This is a genomic window from Sinorhizobium psoraleae (assembly GCF_013283645.1).
In the GTDB taxonomy this organism is placed as follows: Bacteria; Pseudomonadota; Alphaproteobacteria; order Rhizobiales; family Rhizobiaceae; genus Sinorhizobium; species Sinorhizobium psoraleae.
The window spans coordinates 1112268-1130455 of record NZ_JABEKV010000003.1 but is presented as its reverse complement, the minus strand read 5'-3'; the positions used below and the strand labels follow the sequence as shown (position 1 = coordinate 1130455).

Annotated in this window: 12 protein-coding genes and 5 pseudogenes; 11 read left to right on the top strand and 6 right to left on the bottom strand. The window is 58.5% G+C overall.

The features are described from left to right. From ILFOPFJJ_RS34685 to ILFOPFJJ_RS20870, 4 genes and pseudogenes are all read left to right on the top strand, one after another. Positions 1 to 185 (top strand): annotated as a pseudogene (locus ILFOPFJJ_RS34685) (IS110 family transposase); the annotation flags it as partial. Between the two features lie 363 nt (positions 186 to 548). After that, a pseudogene (locus tag ILFOPFJJ_RS20875) lies at positions 549 to 752 on the top strand (IS110 family transposase); the annotation flags it as partial. A gap of 419 nt (positions 753 to 1171) precedes the next feature. Continuing rightward, positions 1172 to 1419: pseudogene (locus ILFOPFJJ_RS35155) on the top strand (hypothetical protein). Between the two features lie 911 nt (positions 1420 to 2330). Next, the gene (locus ILFOPFJJ_RS20870; protein ID WP_210267490.1) at positions 2331 to 3677 is read left to right on the top strand and encodes a Rid family hydrolase; all 1347 of its coding nucleotides are present in this window, start codon (positions 2331 to 2333) and stop codon (positions 3675 to 3677) included. 243 nt (positions 3678 to 3920) lie between these two features. Here the strand turns inward: ILFOPFJJ_RS20870 and ILFOPFJJ_RS20865 are convergent, their stop codons facing one another. Then, positions 3921 to 4802 (bottom strand): LysR family transcriptional regulator, encoded by an 882-nt coding sequence (locus ILFOPFJJ_RS20865; protein WP_173512456.1) that lies wholly within the window; start codon positions 4800 to 4802, stop codon positions 3921 to 3923. Between the two features lie 118 nt (positions 4803 to 4920). On the opposite strand from ILFOPFJJ_RS20865, the pseudogene ILFOPFJJ_RS20860 reads away from it, so the two are divergent. Both ILFOPFJJ_RS20860 and ILFOPFJJ_RS20855 read left to right on the top strand, forming a co-directional pair. Further along, positions 4921 to 6017, top strand: a pseudogene (locus tag ILFOPFJJ_RS20860) (alkene reductase). 270 nt (positions 6018 to 6287) lie between these two features. Continuing rightward, entirely contained in the window at positions 6288 to 7397 is a 1110-nt protein-coding gene (locus ILFOPFJJ_RS20855; RefSeq protein ID WP_173512521.1) for an FAD-dependent monooxygenase, read from the top strand. 104 nt (positions 7398 to 7501) lie between these two features. Here the strand turns inward: ILFOPFJJ_RS20855 and ILFOPFJJ_RS20850 are convergent. Continuing rightward, positions 7502 to 7759: pseudogene (locus ILFOPFJJ_RS20850) on the bottom strand (NAD-dependent epimerase/dehydratase family protein); the annotation flags it as partial. Positions 7760 to 8196: 437 nt separating this feature from the next. Here ILFOPFJJ_RS20850 and ILFOPFJJ_RS20845 point away from each other — a divergent pair. After that, a complete protein-coding gene (locus ILFOPFJJ_RS20845) occupies positions 8197 to 9177 on the top strand; it encodes a LysR family transcriptional regulator (RefSeq protein WP_173512455.1) in 981 nt (326 codons plus the stop codon). Here the strand turns inward: ILFOPFJJ_RS20845 and ILFOPFJJ_RS20840 are convergent. Next, positions 9137 to 9610 carry a Rid family hydrolase gene (locus tag ILFOPFJJ_RS20840; RefSeq protein WP_173512454.1) on the bottom strand — a complete coding sequence of 158 codons (474 nt, stop codon included), beginning with the start codon at positions 9608 to 9610 and terminating at the stop codon, positions 9137 to 9139. The two genes, ILFOPFJJ_RS20845 and ILFOPFJJ_RS20840, sit on opposite strands and share 41 nt — an antisense overlap. Positions 9611 to 9968: 358 nt before the next feature. Between ILFOPFJJ_RS20840 and ILFOPFJJ_RS20835 the strand changes: the two genes are divergently transcribed. After that, positions 9969 to 10658, top strand: coding sequence for a hydrolase (locus ILFOPFJJ_RS20835; protein WP_173512453.1), 690 nt, complete (start codon positions 9969 to 9971; stop codon positions 10656 to 10658). 869 nt (positions 10659 to 11527) lie between these two features. Here the strand turns inward: ILFOPFJJ_RS20835 and ILFOPFJJ_RS20830 are convergent. Together ILFOPFJJ_RS20830 and ILFOPFJJ_RS20825 are read right to left on the bottom strand one after the other, a co-directional pair. After that, entirely contained in the window at positions 11528 to 12091 is a 564-nt protein-coding gene (locus tag ILFOPFJJ_RS20830; protein WP_173512452.1) for a hypothetical protein, read from the bottom strand. A gap of 59 nt (positions 12092 to 12150) precedes the next feature. Further along, positions 12151 to 13056 (bottom strand): hypothetical protein, encoded by a 906-nt coding sequence (locus ILFOPFJJ_RS20825; RefSeq protein ID WP_210267489.1) that lies wholly within the window; start codon positions 13054 to 13056, stop codon positions 12151 to 12153. Positions 13057 to 13065: 9 nt separating this feature from the next. On the opposite strand from ILFOPFJJ_RS20825, the gene ILFOPFJJ_RS20820 reads away from it, so the two are divergent. Both ILFOPFJJ_RS20820 and ILFOPFJJ_RS20815 read left to right on the top strand, forming a co-directional pair. Continuing rightward, complete coding sequence (locus ILFOPFJJ_RS20820) at positions 13066 to 13260, top strand: hypothetical protein (RefSeq protein WP_173512450.1); 195 nt, start codon at positions 13066 to 13068, stop codon at positions 13258 to 13260. A 64-nt stretch (positions 13261 to 13324) separates the two neighbouring features. Beyond that, positions 13325 to 13855: a hypothetical protein gene (locus ILFOPFJJ_RS20815; protein ID WP_173512449.1), complete on the top strand. Its 531-nt coding sequence runs from the start codon at positions 13325 to 13327 to the stop codon at positions 13853 to 13855. Positions 13856 to 13948: 93 nt separating this feature from the next. Here ILFOPFJJ_RS20815 and ILFOPFJJ_RS20810 read toward each other — a convergent pair whose 3' ends face one another. Then, positions 13949 to 14287: a hypothetical protein gene (locus ILFOPFJJ_RS20810; protein WP_246299701.1), complete on the bottom strand. Its 339-nt coding sequence runs from the start codon at positions 14285 to 14287 to the stop codon at positions 13949 to 13951. A 306-nt stretch (positions 14288 to 14593) separates the two neighbouring features. Between ILFOPFJJ_RS20810 and ILFOPFJJ_RS20805 the strand changes: the two genes are divergently transcribed. Next, positions 14594 to 17962: an AAA family ATPase gene (locus tag ILFOPFJJ_RS20805; protein ID WP_173512448.1), complete on the top strand. Its 3369-nt coding sequence runs from the start codon at positions 14594 to 14596 to the stop codon at positions 17960 to 17962. Positions 17963 to 18188: the final 226 nt, after the last annotated feature.

Below are 18188 nucleotides of genomic sequence, written 5' to 3'. Positions count from 1 at the left end.
TCATCCTGACCCGGCCGGTCAGAGGATCGGACCTTAAGACTTGGGCGCTGGCGGTCGCCAGACGCGCGGGGCCCAGAAAGGCGCGCGTTGCGCTGGCCCGCAAGCTGGCGGTCGTGTTGCATCACATGCTCAGGGACGGAACCAATTTCACTCCCCATAAGCCGATGCCAGCCATGGCCGCCTGAGCCGAAAGGAGACAACAAGAGAGCCTTCGGGGGCACTGCCATCAGCCCTCGAGCAAGGTCCCTTCGCCGGGACGATGGATGGGTTAGGCCGCCATACGGCAAGCAGCATTCAGGTGACTGCGCGTGATTAGATTGGCCAGCCGGTCCTCAGCAGACCCCATAGAGCAGCGGCCAAGCGTCGACTGCGGACAGAAGCAAGCACTCGGCGAGGGATTAAGCTCATAAGGGATTGACTCGCGGCGGCCCGTTACAGAAGACCGTATGTTCGTGGGCTGAAGGTGGCCCGCCCCCGCGGTAAACTAAATTCGGGGGTTGCTCTGGATAGAGCCAGAGCCGAGCCCCATAGTTTAACGAGGGCGAACCATGAAGGAAGATAGCGTAATTTTCATCGGCCTGGATACGTCGAAGCTGAAGATTTCTGTGGCCATAGCCAATGGAAGCCGCAACGGCGAAGTACGGTTTTTCGGCGACATTTCCTCGGAGCCGGCATCAGTGGCATCGATGGTCAACAAACTTTCCAAGCGCGGAGCCAAGCTTCACTTTTGCTATGAGGCGGGTCCGACCGGTTTGAGTGACACGTCGGTCAGCGACACGTCGATCGGCTCGCTGTCTTGCGCGAGCGTGGGCATAGCAAACGTCAGGCCGGCCATAGCGGCCGCCACGCAAAGCATGACTTTCATTTATTTTGTCTCCTCCTCACACAGGGGAAATCCCCCAACGGTGGCGAGGCTACACAGCACAACCCGCTCAGCAACTCGCGCTTTGCGCTAGCTGCCAGCGATAAAATAGCTGACGCACGTTTATCAAAAACTGCTGCCCTGGCCACCGACCGTCTAATTTCACTTTAGTTTGTCGGCGGTTGAGCCAAAATTTGCACCCTGGTTGATGAGGTCGAAAACAGCAATCTAAAGGCAATAGGGTCGATCACTTTTTCGCGAAAGCCGTGGTTTTGGCACCGCCGCTGCGCGAACCCAAGACAGAACCCCATTGACGAGAAGGCGGATCCCGATTGGGGACCGTTCCGCAGACGCGAGCCTCTGAAAGCTTGCGGCCGCTTTGCGGCGATTACGCCACCAGCCGTAACGTTGCTGTGCCAGCGAGTCTCACGTCACAAGCTGTGGCGAAGTCGGGCAGCGGCGGCGGCACTACAGGCATCGCCAGAGGCGAAGGCGGCGGAAAGGGCAGCAAGAGCGGAAACAGCGGCAAAGGCAAACTCAATCCCGGACGTTCATGATCTCCAAGCCCGGCGGCAATGTTTGCACCGGCACCTCTCGGCCGGCGCAAATACAGCGGCCTGTCGAGGGTGAAGGCCGAGCGGCGCAGCGGATATTGGCGCAGACGGTCGACAACCCGGTGATGGCGCGCATCGCGGCGGTTCGCCACGGGCGGGTAGCGACACGCGCAGTCGATAGCTTCCCTGTATGCTCGGCGACCTTCTTGGCGACTTAGTGCGCCTGGGCAGGCCGGAGCCGGCACTTGCAGAACCAATATGGCTGGTAACGCATCCGGACCTGAGAAAATCCAGCCGCATAAGTTGTTTTACGAGCTATTGCGCCACAGAGATTATCCGCCAACGCTCCCTGATCGAAGGAGAGATGGCAAGGCGAGATCAATAACGCAATAGCGCACGGCTGAGCGCACCTATCGGGCAATTTTGCACGAGCGGTTATGCAAAATAGCTCGTTGCCCTGCTCAACGCTCTGTGTAGAGTAAAAGAGACAAATAGATCCAAATATAAATCGAGTCCACGTTTTGCCTAATGAAGGCTATTCGCAATGAACGGGCCGAAGACTACTTCGGCGTTCCTTGGGAAAACATACGAAAATGCTGCCAACCTCTTGGCTCGATTTGGCCTGACGCTTGAACATGTCGTCTCAGAAGTGATGCGGTCATCGAGATCGCAAAGAGCATTTCGGCGCATACGGAATGGGCGTCGATTATGCCCTGCACGATGGCGCACAAAGCACCGGAATGAGTGCAGCACGGTCCACGGCTCGATCCGGCAAGCGTACTTGAACCCTAACTGACTTATCTGCGGTCAGACGAGCTTGCTCCTGGTGCGACGCCGCTTCGCCGTCGCCGCATAAGAAACCTCTACAGTTAAACCCTGGAGCAAAACGCATGTCTATTAGTCGGAGAACATTTATGCAAACCGCTGCCACAGGTATGGTTTTGACCGCGAGCAGTTCGGCCTCAGCCGAAAAGCCGAAATCCAACTCTAAAAGCCTAAACGGTGCCCCTCAAGGTGTTTGGCCGGGCGGTCTCGAAAAACCACTAATGCCTTACACGCCGGCAATTAAGGCAGCGGGCTGGTTGTTCATAGCAGGGCAGCTTGCCAGTGATTTTGAAACTGGTGTTGCGCCTCAAGCGAGAAGTGATAGTGACTCACCGGCTGAGCATCTATCGTTACAGTCGCGTTTCGTCATGTCGAACGTCGAGAAGACTGTCGCGGCAGCCGGCCTCGATATGGGACGCGATACAGCACGCATATGGCAGTGGATGGCGTCCCCAAATCCAACGATGGATGAATTTGAGAGCGGGGTTAACTGGCCCGGAATTGAGACCAATGCGCACTTCTCCCAACGCGATAAGTTTCTCAAGAGCCCCGGCCCGTCGTCGACTGCAATGGGCGTAAAAGCTTTGATGGTCAAGGACACCTTGTTGGAAGTGGATCTGATCTGCATCGATGACGGCGGCCAAAATGTAAGTTTCGACGCAACGGCTCAAAAGCCTGGCTCCGCTTCCTCCGTTCGGCGGGGTGACTGGGTATTGCTGTCGAGCGAGACTTGGGCGCGCGACACCAACGGCAAAAGCACGGAGCAACAGGCCAATGAGATCTTCGAGCATCTGAACTCGCTAGCTACTGCGGCAGGCTCGTCGCTGAGCCGCGCCGTGAAAGCTGAAGTCTACATTGGACATCCGTCTGAATACCCCGCGATGGAAATCGCATGGAAGCGCTGGTTCCCGGATAATCCACCGGCTCGTGTGGTAATGCCTTACATGGGAATGACCGGGGGTCGGGGACGACGGGTAGAGGTGGCGCTAACGTTGTTGGCAAACGACAGCACAAAAATCATCGAGACCATTTACACCGATAAGGCTCCGAAACCTTTCAGCCACGAGCCACAGGCCGTCAAGGTTGGAAATCTCCTCTTCTTCAGCCAACAAATGCCTGCCGACTCCAACGGAGATCTTGCGCCTGGCATGGCCCGACACCCGAACTTTCCATTTTACGGGCTGCCTGCGCGTGAGCAAATGCGCTACATGCTGAAAAACGTCGCCGCCATTTGCGAGGCATCCGGCAGTTCCCTCGAAAACGTGATCCGGCGAGTTTGTTTTCACGATCATGGTGAGAACTTTGCCGAGGCGATGGACGAGTGGGCTGCACATTTCCCGAATCTTAAACCGGTATCGACGAGCATTGTACTGGGCGGACCGCTAGTGGTTTCCGGTGCTCATACGCTCCTCGACATAACGGCATACGTCCCCTGATTCTCGTGGTGACGCAGGCGCAGTTTGCGTCACCACACCCAATTGTATCCATGGTGACGCTCGTAACTGCGAGGCGCCTTGCCCATCCGAGAAGAGGTGCAAGGAGGGATTCGTGAACATTTGCGTGAGATTCCACGCGCAAATGGGCCGCCCGCTACGTGCAATCCGTTCCTTGGCGTCCGGCGCAATCATCCGATCACGCCGCCGCCCCTTTCCAGGCGATTGATAGAGAGCGTTAAACATTCAAAGGCGACGGTCGGGGAATGACTGGATGATGAACTCGGTGAAGGCCGTCACTTTGGTGCTGACCAAACGCCGGGACTGGTGCAAAATCCAATAATCCACTGCACTGTCGGGTACGTCTCCAAGAACGACGAGGCTCCCCTGCTCGACCTCTGTCCGAATTACAGAGCGCGGCAGTGCGGCGGCACCGGCACCAGCGAGAACGGCATCGCGTATCATCAGCAGCGATGATAGTTGAAGGCGCACATCCGGTTGCCAGAGGTCCGTTTGCCCCCCAATTGTCAGTGACCACGGCGACCGAATAGGTCGGTTTGGCATCGAAATGACCGGAATGCTTCGCACTCCTCCATTTTGGTTGCCCAACGATGCAGCGATGCGCCGATGAGCGACAACCACCATATCATCGTGCGCAAAACACCTCCCCACGAGATCTTCGTCGCTGGATGGATTAGCGCGGATAGCGACGTCGACCCCTTCCTGTACCAAATCGATGAGACGATCGTCTGTAAGAACAGTAAGGGAGACCTTGGGAAAGGTCGCAGCAAAATCGGCTGCGAGCTGTCCCAGAAGGGCATGCGAAAATAGGAGGGGCGCCGTAACGACCAACTGCCCTCGCGGCTCCGTGAACCCCGACTGGAGAGCCTCGCCGATTTCAACGATTTCGCCGAGCAAGCCCACCGTCCGCTCATGGAGGTGGCGTCCCTCTTCCGTCAGCCGAAGATGGTGCGAGCCGCGCTCTATCAGCCGCAGTCCGAGACTGGTTTCCAAGTCACTGACATGCCTTGCCAAAGTCGCCTTCGAGCGACCGCTTGCACGGCTCGCTTTGCCAAATCCGCCGTGAATCGCAACCAGGTTAAAATCAAAAAGTGCAGAAATGTCCATGGCGTCTCAAAATTGATCCAGTTCGGCGCAGTTCTATCATCTTCAGACTGAAACCGATACGACTTATGTTCGCCCTCGTAACTGTAGCTCAACCGCTCAATCACGAAGGGACGCAACTGTGACAACACTCTGGGATTCAATCAAACTCGGACGCATTACGCTTAACCATCGTCTTGCCCTTTCGCCTCTAACACGAAGCCGCGCACGCGCCGATGGTGTACCGAGTGAGTGGGCAGCTGAGTACTACAGCCAACGCGCATCGCTCGGCCTTCTGATTTCGGAGGGTACTCAGCCCTCAGATGACGGCCAAGGGTTTCCAAACACGCCAGGCATTTATACCGAAGATCATGTTGCTGGCTGGCGGAAGATTACGGACGCGGTCCATGCCAAAGGCGCCCACCTCTTCATTCAGTTAATGCACGCCGGTCGCATGGGTCACCCCGTAAGTACTCCTCACGGCCGAACTCCGGTCGGCCCATCGGCGATCGCGCCCGGTGAAAAGATGTATACGCACCAAGGCTTGCTTGATACGCCGACGCCCCGCCCGCTTTCTCTCGCCGAGGTTCAGTTGACCATAGACGATTTCCGCAACGCAGCCGCAAAGGCAATCGCGGCCGACGCGGACGGTGTCGAGATCCACGGAGCCAATGGATATCTCGTCCAGCAATTCCTTTCTCCGAACGCTAATGTCAGAACGGATGCCTATGGCGGCGAAATCGCCCATCGAATTCGCTTCGCCCTGGAAGTCGCAGAAGCAGTTTCGAGCGAGATCGGGTCAGATCGCACTGGCATTCGTTTGTCGCCAGGGTCACGTCTTGGCGGAATAGATGAAGGCGCTGAAGCGATGAGCTCTATCGCCTTCTCGTGGCCGAGCTGGCGCGATTTGACCTCGCCTACGTTCATCTGGCTCACAATGGCAATGACAACCTACTGAAGGATATACGTCGCGTGTGGCCCAATGCCTTGCTTGTGAACCGGATCAATCGGCCCCTCGAAGCCATTGGTTCCGATGTCGCCGCTGGCCTCGCTGATATTGTTCCTGTTGGGAGGTGGGGGCTCGCAAATCCAGATTTCGTTGAAAGGCTGAAGTTGGGCGCTCCGTTTAATGAGCCAGACCGGGACACATTCTATGGAACTGGAGCCAAGGGATACACAGACTATCCGACACTGACAAAGCTCAACGCAGAAAATGCCGTGGAAGCCATTTCTGCGTGATTCCTTCAACCCTCTGGGCCGCTCCTTTCGGCCGGCCCAGCCTGCTTTCAGCATCCGTTTCCGTCTCAAACCTTCGCCAACTTCAACCAGGTCCGGGGCACCAGACGGACGTTTTCGCAGTACGGCTTGTGGGGGCAATTCTATAATTGCGGACGTTCGCACTTCGTGTGGTCTACGCCCAGCTTGATTGCGTCGTCACCGAAAGGATGGCATAGGCGTGCCGACAAGTTAAATGAGACCTCGGCGCGGCTCGCTCAATCGGGAAAGTCAATGAGAGTATTGATTGTAGGAGCAGGAATAGCAGGACTTTCAGCCGCGCGAGCATTGAAATTGAAGGGCGTCGCGTGTGAGTTAGTCGAACGGCGGGAGCAGCCCCCGACCGCGGGGGCGGGCATCTTCCTGTTGGGGAACGCCTCGAGAGCGCTTGGCGATCTGGGATTGCTAGACGGTTTGAAGTCCCTCGCCTATCCGATCACTGCCCAACGCATCCTTTCGTCCTCGGGAACCGTTCTGAACGACGTCCGAACCGCGGAAGTCTGGGAGCATTGCGGGCCCTGCCTCTCGCTCTCTCGCCAATCCCTTACTGGTATCCTTCAAAGATCGCTGGATCCTGGCACGGTGACCTATGGCGTAGAAGCGATCTCGACAGTGTCGAGCGGCGAGAAGCGCATGGTTCGCTTCTCCGACGGACAGGAAAAGGATTATGATCTGGTGATCGGCGCAGCGGGCGTCAATTCGCCGCTGCGAAATGCCACCTTCGGACCAGATGCCGCTCGCCAAATCGGCATTACCTGTTGGCGGACCGTGGTTCAGAATAACGGCGAAATCGATACTTGGACGGCAATGCTCGGACATGGCCGCACCCTGCTCGGCATTCCGATCAGCGAGAGGGAAACGTACATATATGCCGATTGCAGTTCGACTGAATTCGGCGACGGCTCCATCGAGGTTTTGAAAAGCTTGTTCCGTGGCTTTGCCGGGCCTCTTGGCCCTATCGTCGCGAACCTCGATCCAACCGCCCGAATGCACTGCGCACCCCTGCAAGAAGTACGAATGCAGCGCTGGATAGCGGATCGTCATGTCCTGATTGGCGACGCCGCGCATGCTTCGTCGCCCAGCATGGCCCAAGGTGCGGGCATGGCCATCGAGGACGCGGTCGTTCTAGCAGAACTCGTCTCACGAGGCGGTCCTATTGAGCGCATTCTGGAGCAGTTCCACGAGAACCGGATCAGCCGTATCGAATGGGTTCAGACGAAGTCACGCTCGCGCGACAAGCTTAGAAGCGGTTCGAGCGCATTACGGAACGTTGTGTTGCGGCTGTTCGGCGACGCCTTGTATCGGCGCACCTACGAACCGCTAACTCGGCCACTTCTATCGTGATGTAACCAGGCGAGCGCGGCGATCCAAGCCTCTCCAATCGAACTGCAAAAGGCGACAGGACATGTGGCCAGAGCCCGCCGCCGATTTCCGATTGTCGCGCTCGATCAGCGCGCGCTGTTCGCCCAAAGTAGCCGGCGCGGCGTGAAACCAAGCTTCGCCTTGCCTCGGGCGTTGGACGCCCCGGTGAGGCTCATGTGATAGTAAACCGCCTCCTCGCCAGCGACCGCGAGCGCGTCGGCCACACTTATTCGAGGTAGTTCGGGAGCGTCGACCCAGCGGGCGAATGCCGGCATCCATTCGGACACGGGCAGAGGATCGCCGTCCGCGACATTGTACGTGCCGGGTTCGGCCGTGACCGTCCCGGTAAAAGCCGAACACCGTCTCCGCCGGGCGCCGGATGATCCGGCGCCTTCGATCGTCTGAGATGCGGTCTGCATCCATTGCGAAGCTCCATTGCCTCACGATCGCTCAATCGACTTCGGCCGCGGGGTGTCACGTCGGCGCGTGCAAGCGGTGATATCCGGCAGATGTCATAATGTTGGTATGATTTACATAGTCAGCGTTCGACATGATCGGTAGCAAGTGTAGCGGCCTGGTCTTATTGTCTGGTTTTGACGAAGCTTCTCTGACCATTTATTCAACCCAAAGCGGCGGATAGAACGATCAGTGACCCAACGCCTCCATCACCGATCGGAGGGTGTTGCGGTGACGAGAGCAGGAGTTGGTCCGTTCGCGTCGTCGCATTACCCATTTTCGGGTCGTCGATGGCTCGTGAGGTCGAGTCGAATGGAGGGGCACCGTGAGCGATCCCATCTCTAAGCTTTCCTGGGACGATCTTCGCATCATACGCGCGGTCGGCAAGAGTGGAGCTCTCGCCCCGGCAGCCAAGATGCTCGGCGTCAACACTTCGACCATCGCGCGACGGTTGTCGAAGGTCGAGGAAATCCTGGGCGTCACGCTCTTCGATCGGCGCCGAACGGGATATGTGACCACTGCCCAGGGGGAGGAATTGATCGCGCTCGCTGAGCGCGTCGAGCTGGACGTCGTCAGCGTGGCCCGTCGTGTCTCCGGTCATGTCCAGGGCCATATTGGCGATTTGCGCATCACGACAAGCGATTCCCTCCTCCTGCACTTTCTCACGCCGATGATTGCCGACTTCAAGGCACGCAACCCCGCAATCAGGGTGGAGGTGATCGTTGGGAATAGCCCATTGAACCTGGCGCGAGGGGAAACGGACATCGCGGTCAGAGCGACAGAAATGCCGCCGGAAAATCTCTTTGGCCGGAAAGTCGCCAACATTGCTTGGGCCCCCTATGCCGGCTCTCTCAACTTAGTTTTGTCCTCGCCCGCCACGGACACGCTCCATGATCGCCAGTGGGTCTCCTACGGGGGGAAACTGTCCGGCCTTAAAGCCTTCAGCTTTGTCGAGAAACGCGTGGACCACGACAAGATTGCCTACCGGACGGATTCGGTCGCTGGCGCCGCAGCAGCCATCGCCGCGGGTCTGGGGGTAGGCTATTTGCCTTGTATGCTCGGTGATCTCTCGCCGGATCTCGTACGCGTCGGTGCGGTCGAGCCAGAGCTCAATGATGAGCTATGGCTGTTGACCCATCCTGACATCCGGAAGTCGGGTCGAGTATACGCGTTCATGACACACTGTATCGAGGCGATCAGCAAGCACCGCGACCTCATCGAGGGGCGCCGGGGAACGACTTCGGGCCAGTCGAGTGTAGCGAAGCTCAGTTCGGGTTCGCTTCTCTTCCGGACAGCACTGCCCTGAAGACGATTTCGATGAGAAATTCAGGCTGGGCCAGTCTTGTCGTGCCGATCAGGTTGCTGGCGCACTGAGGGCGCGCGGTGCCGTAAGCTTCCTTGCGCACCTTGCCTGCAACAGCAAACGCCGCATCCACATCGAGAACGTAGAGCGTCTCCTCCACAACGTTGTCCAGCGTCGCGCCGAAGCGCGCCAGCAGCGTGACGGCATTGGCATAGGCCGTCCGCATCTGATGCTCCATCATCGAGAAGTCGACTGGTTTCCGGGATCCATCGAGAGCCGCGGGTGCAACAAAATTGCCCTTGTCGTCGTGGCTCACCTGGCCGGACACATAGATAGTGTCTCCGAGCTTGATCGCCTGTGCGTATCCGTAGGCATCTTCCCACGGCACGCCGAAATAGGCGGCCTCTTTGCCATTCGCTTTTGTTGCGTTCGCCATATCTTGATCCTCCTGCGCGGGCTGGTCCGCGTGTCCGAGCCACTTGTCCGTCGTGCGTCGAAACAATCGCAAGATCCCGATCGCCTTTCAAACTGCATTCGTGCCGAATTAATCGCGCCAAAATGCTGCTCGCGTGCAAAGTGGCGCTTTCCTAATCATGTGAACCGCATCCGTTGGGATGCGCCTGCGTGGTGCGAAGCTCGACGCACGGGAACGCCGGCATGGGCCACATGATCAACGACGACGAGGTTGATCAGGTCCTGCCCTCCTGTGCGCCCTCATCGCAGCGTCCTGATCCCGCGGTTCTTTTGCGCCCGACGGGCAACAACCAATCTTGGGTCCATAACGGAGAACTAGAATGAATAACCTCCTCCAAGTTCTGACGCCTCAGAACAGTCAGGTCATCTTTATCGATCAGCAACCGCAGATGGCGTTCGGCGTTCAATCCATCGACCGTCAGCTGCTGAAGAACAATGTCGTTGCGCTGGCGAAGGGCGCCAAAGCCTTCAACATCCCGGCGACGATCACGACGGTGGAAACGCTGTCCTTCTCGGGCAACACTTTCCCCGAATTGCTCCGGGTGTTCCCAGAGAACAAACTGCTCGAGCGCTCGTCGATGAACTCCTGGGACGACCAAAACGTTCGCGACGCGCTGGCGAAAAACGCCAAGGACGGCCGCGAGAAAATCGTCTGCGCCGGCCTGTGGACCGAGGTCTGCAACCTGACCTTTGCGCTGTCGTGCATGCACGACACCGACTACGAAATCTACATGGTGGCGGACGCCTCCGGCGGCACGTCGGTCGATGCGCACAAATACGCAATGGACCGCATGGTTCAGGCTGGTGTCGTTCCCGTGACCTGGCAACAGGTTCTTCTTGAATGGCAGCGCGACTGGGCCCGCAAGGAGACCTATGACGCCGTCATGAGCATCGTGAAGGAACACTCCGGCGCCTACGGCATCGGCGTCGATTACGCCTACACCATGGTTCACAAGGCGCCCGAGCGCGTGACCCATGGCGAGCGCATCGGTCCGAACCCCGCCCAGTAATTATCACTGGGCACCCTCTGGTCTGTCGTCAAGGCGGACCAGGGAGGTGAGAGGGGCGCTGATCACAGCGTTCGTATTTCGATTTCGAACACAAGCTGGAGCACCGGCCGACAATCAGGAGCCCATGAAACTCTATCTCGTGTCTTTGGGCGCCGGCCTCCTCTGGAGGGGCTTCTCCAGTTACGACTGTGGCTGCGCGGAGACGTTATAACGGTCGTCGACATCCAGATGTTCACGTCCCTCATGCGGTTCGACCTAGTCTATCACACGCTGTTCAAGTGTAGTTGGAAGTCTGCATTCGACTATCGGCAGCCGTGGAGCCTCGTCCGACGGACCTACGGGCCTCCCGGCGTCGCTGGCACCATCCGCGTCGATGAAATCGCGACGCACTAATACAAGAGCCTTCCCGACCTTAAGTTTAGCCAAGGGCCATCGTCCCACGTGGTCCAGATATTCTGGCGGTGCTCCGGGGAGGCTGACACCTGTTGGACGCGCTCAACAGTGGGAATCGATGATCTGGCAACTCTCCTCAGATCCGAATCTCGGCAAGCGCCTGCTCGACATGTGGGATAAATATGTAACTAGCGGCAGGGATTGAGGCCAAACGCCTCGCTGTCACGCCGTTTCGACGGGCCGCATCGCCGGCCCGTTTCATTTTTCACTGTGACTGAAGATGGTGTCCCGATCGTCAAGGACGTACTGTGCCCAGACAAGCCTCATCGGTCCCTGCGATTTCACTTGCACGAAAGCGCGCTCGCCGGTCGTTGGCAGAATTAGCTCCAAATCTACGATCCTTTGCAGCCGACTGCCAGAGTGAGCCACCCGCAAGCGGCAGCGGGAGGCACAAGGGTACGTGGCGATGTAGCGCGTCAGGTCGCGGAAACGTCGCAATTATCAGGGCACTGCAAGGGAGGCCCAAACTTCGACCAGTTCAGTTCTTCGGGGCTTTGGATCAGAGCCTGCAGCACCACCTTCAGCACAGCGACCGAGGCGGTGGCGGCCTCTTCTTCGAGAGTTTTGCCATCCTTGGCAACGAGCGCCGCTTTCCACAATGTGAGGAAATCCCCATCGAGCTCAACAATCCGCAAATTCGCGAACGACAGCTTATTTTTAAGTTCCAACGCTTTATCTAGGCTCTGGACATAATCGGGGATCGGCAGAACCTCGGGCTGGAACACGAAATTGCCTTCGTTGTCATAACCGCCGTGAAGACCGAATTCCTCGCGGGGGCGGCCGCCCTCATCCAGGTAATCAACCCACATCCCCGTTTTCAGCCAGACCCACTCAGTTTTTGCGATTGGCAGGTTAAAGCCGGGAAAGTGAAATTGGCCGACTTTTGCGATCTGCTTCACTTCCCACCGGTGGAAGGCCTCGAATATCAAAGATATTAAGCGGACCATTAGTTGGATCACTGAGGGTCCGGCCATATTCATCCAGTAGCTCGTAAAGCCGCGAAAGTTCCGCTAAGTCGACGTGCACAGGTGTGAGACCGTCAGACTGCATCGGCAGATTCCTGCGCCGACTGACCGTTGGCAAATGCGAACGCCGGAAGAATGACCGGGGCCTGCAAGCCCTTTGCAAGCCGCCGTTCATTCAGGGCGGTGAAAAGATAATCAACGACCGGCACACACCTCTTGTAGGACCATCCGCGCGAACCCGACGGATGCGGTATGTGCGCGGCGACCGCCCTCCACTCCGGGCTCCAGTTGATTTCATGCGCCTCGTACTGGCGAGAACCGGCCTGATACGCCGCAGAAATCGCCTTATGGATCGGCTTGCGACGCCACAACTCCGTCCCGCATACCAGAACTATTTCGGCCTCTGTCCTTTTAACATTCTCGATGAATTCGTGGGGAGCCGCCCCATTCCACAGCTCCTCCGGCGGACGGTCGCCGGGTTTGTTTCCCGCAATAACCGGTATGTAATTGCTGAAAATCACGGAATGCCAAAATGCGGCAGTTTGCTCACGAGTCAGCCCGTCATTCAGACGCTTCGTGACCAGTCTCTCCACGCGCCTGAAAAACTGGGCGTTGGGACCGAGTCGCCCGTCGACGTAAGCAGTGACTACATCGTTCGTTATCTCGGGGATTTCGGAGCCGATTGGAGCGCTGTGATGATAATGGGCCTCGCCCAGCACCATAAGCCGTGCACCACCCAAAATGTTGTCGCTCTGCCCGTAAAAGTCGCCACGCCAATAGTCAGCCATTTTTTCTCCGTGAATCATGGACGCCGAAGAATCCCTTAAGGCCGCCAATCGAAGCATACAGAGATAAAAAAGTTTACGGCGATGAGATCCTCGTTCGCGCGCTGCGAGTTCATCCGCCAGTTTACTTTCTTCCGCTTTTTCAGCGGTTTTGGCGGTGATTTCGATGAAGCACACGAAGACACCCTGCCGCATGTGAGCGCATTGGGAACTGTCGAGGATGGTACGGGCACCTTTCTGGACGCCTACAATCTCAATCTCGCCGGGGATTTCCTCGTTTCGTACACCGTGATCGCCACCACGGGACAAAGCACCCGCCATTCTGGAACCGCCCATATCTCGCAGCCGCCTCGGGACAATTGGGCCCTGATCGAAGACTGGGCATCGGTCGAAGCCTAATCCCCAAACATCGTCATTTCCGGCAGCCACTTGCAGGCGCGAGTGATGCCGCATGGAGTTTGCTATGAACGCTGAATATTTTCAGTCTTGGAAGTTTGCCTTCGCACTCACCGCCGGTTTCACTGTTCTCATGACCGGATACAAACTCGCATTCCGACCCGATCTGCCCACGCAGCTTGCAGAGAGGCGCATGGCAACGGCCTTCCCCGAAGGCCAGCCCTCCTCGGCGCTGCGAAGCAAGTTGATGACTGAGGGCATGACATCGCTCAACCTTCATTTCACCCTCGATGAGTTTGAGCGCTACATGCGGTCCAACAACAACGAGATCGCTTGGGAACCGGAAAACGAACAGTTCTTTGTTGCACGTGCAACGCGCTACGATCCGATGACAACGCTGACGAACGAAGTTGCTTTCCAGATGAAAGTACGAGAGCCCTCGGAACTTCCGACGCATGATCCCGGCTTTCGCTCTGGCGCGATAGCGATCACGGCAATTGCCTTCAATTCCGAGATGGTCGATCCGCGTGTTACGCGAAACTTGCTGTTCCAGATGGAAACCGACATCGCAGCTAAGCGGCAAAGTGGAGAAATCTAGCCAAACCACCAGGTCACGCACCAGGAAGCCCCAGTTCAATGTGACTGAAGATGGCGTCCCGATCGTGAAGGGCGTACTGTGCCCAGACAAGCCTCAACGGTCACCCGCCACGGCCTTGTGCAAGGCCGCCGCCCGGCGCTCGCGAAAGTGCGCATCGGCGTCAGCATCATCGACGTCCGGTCGTGTGTCCTCGAGCGCCTGCAATACCTTGGTGCGGAACCAGGCAGGGTAGGCTTCACTGTGGCTGACAAGTTCCAGCGGCAGGGCGCCTTCATTCGCCGTCCGGGTTAACAGGATCCGAACGGCATCCTCGCCAGGCGGCCGGAGATGCTGATGCCTCCATTTTTTCAGGCTTGAGAAGATCTCCAAGGCCCACGCCTTCATGCATTTCAGCGCCAGCCGGTTGAGCACACCAAGACCCGGTTGTGGCAACTAATTCTCGTCATGAAAGTGCCCAAGGTAACTGAAACGGCCGCATTCTTACAATAAACTGTAATCACTCAAATCACACTGAGCACAGCCTTTCCGATGCTTTCATTCCCGCTCCGGGGATTTAGCTTCACGCGGCTAATCGCGAACCCGGACGAGCCTTCAGGAAAGGCGGTGGTGGTCGACCACTTGCTGCTCGTGGGACTGAATTGACGAGGACTGACCAGGGCCACAGGTTTAATATCCTCGACTCGTAGGGAAAGCGCCTCAGAACAAGCCGAATTCGACCATGTCAGAGGATGCTAGGTCATGCCCGACATCGGAGAATGGCTCGCCAGCATCAGGCTTGAGCAGTATCGCCAAACCTTCTTGAAGAACGGCATCGATCTCGATGTCGTCGACGATCTCACCGATGCCGACCTCAAGGAGCTCGGACTGTCTCTTGGTGACCGCAAGCGTTTTCTCAGGGCGGCCGCGACCCTGGCTCAGCAGTCGCCGCCGCCCGCGGCAGCACTCCGTCCCTCCGTGTCACCAATCCACAGCGAGGCGGAACGGCGACAGCTTACGGTGATGTTCTGCGATCTCGTTGGATCGACAGCACTCTCCGCCCGCCTCGATCCAGAAGACCTACGGCAGTCGATCGTTGCCTACCGTGCTTGCGCCACCGAGATCGTCGGCCGGTACGACGGTTTTGTTGCCAAGTATATGGGCGACGGCGTCCTCGTATACTTCGGCTATCCGCAGGCTCACGAGGAAGATGCCGAGCGGGCCGTGAGGGCCGGCCTCGCGGTCGTTGAGGCTGTCGATCGGCTGGATGCGGCAGGCGAACACCTGGCTGTTCGGATCGGAATCGCCACTGGCCTGGTCGTGGTGGGTGACATCATCGGCACCGGCGAGGCCGAGGAATGCAGCGTCGTAGGTGAAACGCCGAACCTGGCGGCCCGCCTACAGACGTTGGCAGGATCCGGCACAGTAGTCATTGCTGAAGCGACGCGCGCACTGCTGCGGGGCCAGTTCAAGCTCGAAAGCATCGGACTGCAGCCGATCAAAGGTTTTTCCGGGGCGGCGGAAGCGTTTCGGGTGCTCGGCGAAGTGCGTGGCGACGACCGCTTCGAGGCCGGTCACGCGACCGTGCTGCCGTTGGTCGGCCGTGACCCGGAACTCACATTGTTGGTCGATCGCTGGACTCAGGCCAAGGCCAACGAAGGTCAGGTCGTCCTGCTCGAGGGTGAGGCCGGAATTGGCAAGTCGCGTCTCGCCTTGGCCCTTCGCGAGCGTCTCTTTCGAGAACCACACAGGTTGCGCCGCTACTTCGCGTCGCCATACCACGTCAACAGCGCGCTTCGTCCGGTGATTGCCCAGCTTGAACAGGAAGCTGGATTTGAGCGCGAGGATTCATCGGTCGTGAAGCTCGCCAAACTCCAGGCGCTGATCGCGGAACAGGTGGGTGAGCTGGGCGAAGCGCTCCCATTGTTGGCCGAGCTTCTCGGAATTCCCGGCTCCGGCCGCTGTCCAGTGCTGGATCTTGCGCCCCAACAGCGTAAGAACCGAACATTCGGCGTGCTCATCGCCCAGCTTGCCAGACTTGCTGCGAAGCAGCCGGTGCTCCTGGTGCTTGAGGACGCTCACTGGCTGGACGCGAGTAGCCTTGAGCTGTTCGGCTTGTTCGTGAACCACATACGGCAGCTCCCGGTGCTGCTGGTCATTACCCACAGGCCCGAGTTCGTCCCGCCTTGGCGTAGTTACCCGCACGTGACAAAGGTGGTCCTGAATCGTCTCGACCGGGTGCACGCACAATCGCTGGTCGAACGGCTGACCGGCGGAAAGCCACTGCCTGCCGGCATGCTCGATTACATCCTGGCCAACACCGATGGCGTACCGCTGTACCTTGAGGAGTTGACCAAAACCATGCTCGAATCTGGTCTCCTGGGAGTGGCCGGCGATCAGTTTGGACGGGCTGCACATATGCCGCAGCTGGCGATCCCGGTAACACTATACGACTCGCTGATGGCCCGCCTCGACCGCCTCGGCAGGGCCAAGGTGGTGGCCCAGATCGGCGCCTGCATTGGGCGCGAGTTCTCCTATGAGCTGATTGCGGCGTTAGCAGTGGTCGATAAGCATGAGCTGCAGAGGAGCCTTGATCAACTGGTTGCTACTGAGCTGGTTTTTCGGCGCGGAAGTCCCCCTAACGCGATCTACAGCTTCAAGCACGCGCTCGTCCGAGATACCGCGTATCAGTCGCTCCTCAAGAGCCGCCGCCGGGAACTACATCGCCGTATTGCGCATGTCTTCGAAGAACTCGTCCCACATGTCGTGTCCGCTCAGCCGGAGCTCCTCGCCCATCATCTGACGGAGGCAGGAGAGCTGCCGCAAGCCCTCGTGTTTTGGCACCGGGCCGCCGAGCGCGCAAACGAGCGTGCGGCGAACGCCGAGGCCATCGGCCATTTGGCCAAGGCACTCGACCTGCTCGCCCAGATGCCCGAGAGACCGGAGCGCCTCGAGCTTGAGCTGACGTTGTTGATCACCATGGGACGAGTGCTTACCGCCGCGAAGGGCTATGGCCACCCGGAGGTCGAGCGCGTCTACAACCGTGCTCTCAACTTGGCTGAGCGGATCCCGGAAACGCCCAGGCTGTTCCCGGTGCTCCTCGGTCTCACCATTCATCACGCCGTGCGGTCCGAGCTTTCCGCGGCACGGGACCTTGGCGAACGGCTTCTGAGGTTGGCGCAGCAGATCTCGGATCCTGTGCTCGTGGTGGAAGCGTCCTATGCTTTGGGCATTACCTGCTCCTGGCGCGGCGAATTCGCCTCGGCATGGAAGCACTTCGAGCACGGAATCAGCCAGTACGACATCGCCCAGCACCGGGCCCATCTAGCGCTCTATGGACAGGATGGAGGACCGATCTGCCTGTGCCGTGGCGGTATGGCGCTGTGGTATCTCGGCCACGATGACCGGGCGCTGGAGCTGATGGACGAGGCGCTCGCCATGACCTTGAGGCTCGAGCATTTGTTCAGCCGTGCCTATGTACTGACATGGGCGGCGATTTTGCACGTGCATCGACGCGACATCGCCAAGGCGCAGGAGGCGGCGGAGTTGGCGTTGGCGTTCGCGGCCGAACACGAATTTCCATTCTGGCACACCCAGGGAGTCTTCCTGCAGGGGTGGGTGCTGGCGGAGCGGGGCCTGATCGCGGAAGGTATCGAGCGGTTGCGAAACGGGCTGGCTGGGATGCAGGCGATCGGGTCAGGAATGACGGCGCCTTGGGCGATGGGCCTACTCGGGGAGGCGCATGGAAAGGCTGATCGTTTTGCTGAGGGTAGCACCTTGATTGACGAGGCGCTTACCATTGTCGCGCGCACTGGCAACCGCTGGTGCGAGGCGGAGCTGCATCGGCTCAAGGGCGAACTCATATCATCGAGCTCAGAGTGCGATCCTGCCGAAATCGAGGCGTGCTTCCGCCGTGCCCTCGACGTCGCCCGCATGCAAGATGCGAAGATGTGGGAACTGCGCTCGGCGGTGAGTTTGGCCCGGCTTTGGCGAGCACAGGGGCTTGGAGCGCAGGCCTGTGAGCTGCTCAAGCCGCTCCTTGGCTGTCTCTCTAACACCCACGGGACGGTCGATCTTCAGGATGCTCAAGCGGTCCTTGAGAGTTGCGGAGGTGGTAAATTGAGCACTTGAACACTTGCTCCGCTGCAACGACTATGTCGTAACTCCCGATGGAGCGATGATTCTGACTCCGACATATGTTGTTGCAATGTCGCAGCATAAGGAGTCACGCCACGACTGCAACCCGGCCGGGAGCAGACCTCAGCCGAGGGGCATCCGACTTTCGGGTTCCCGCCCGGGGCGCTGTAGATCATTTCAGCCGCATCGTTCCAGCCTATCCTCGTCAGATCGTCCTAAT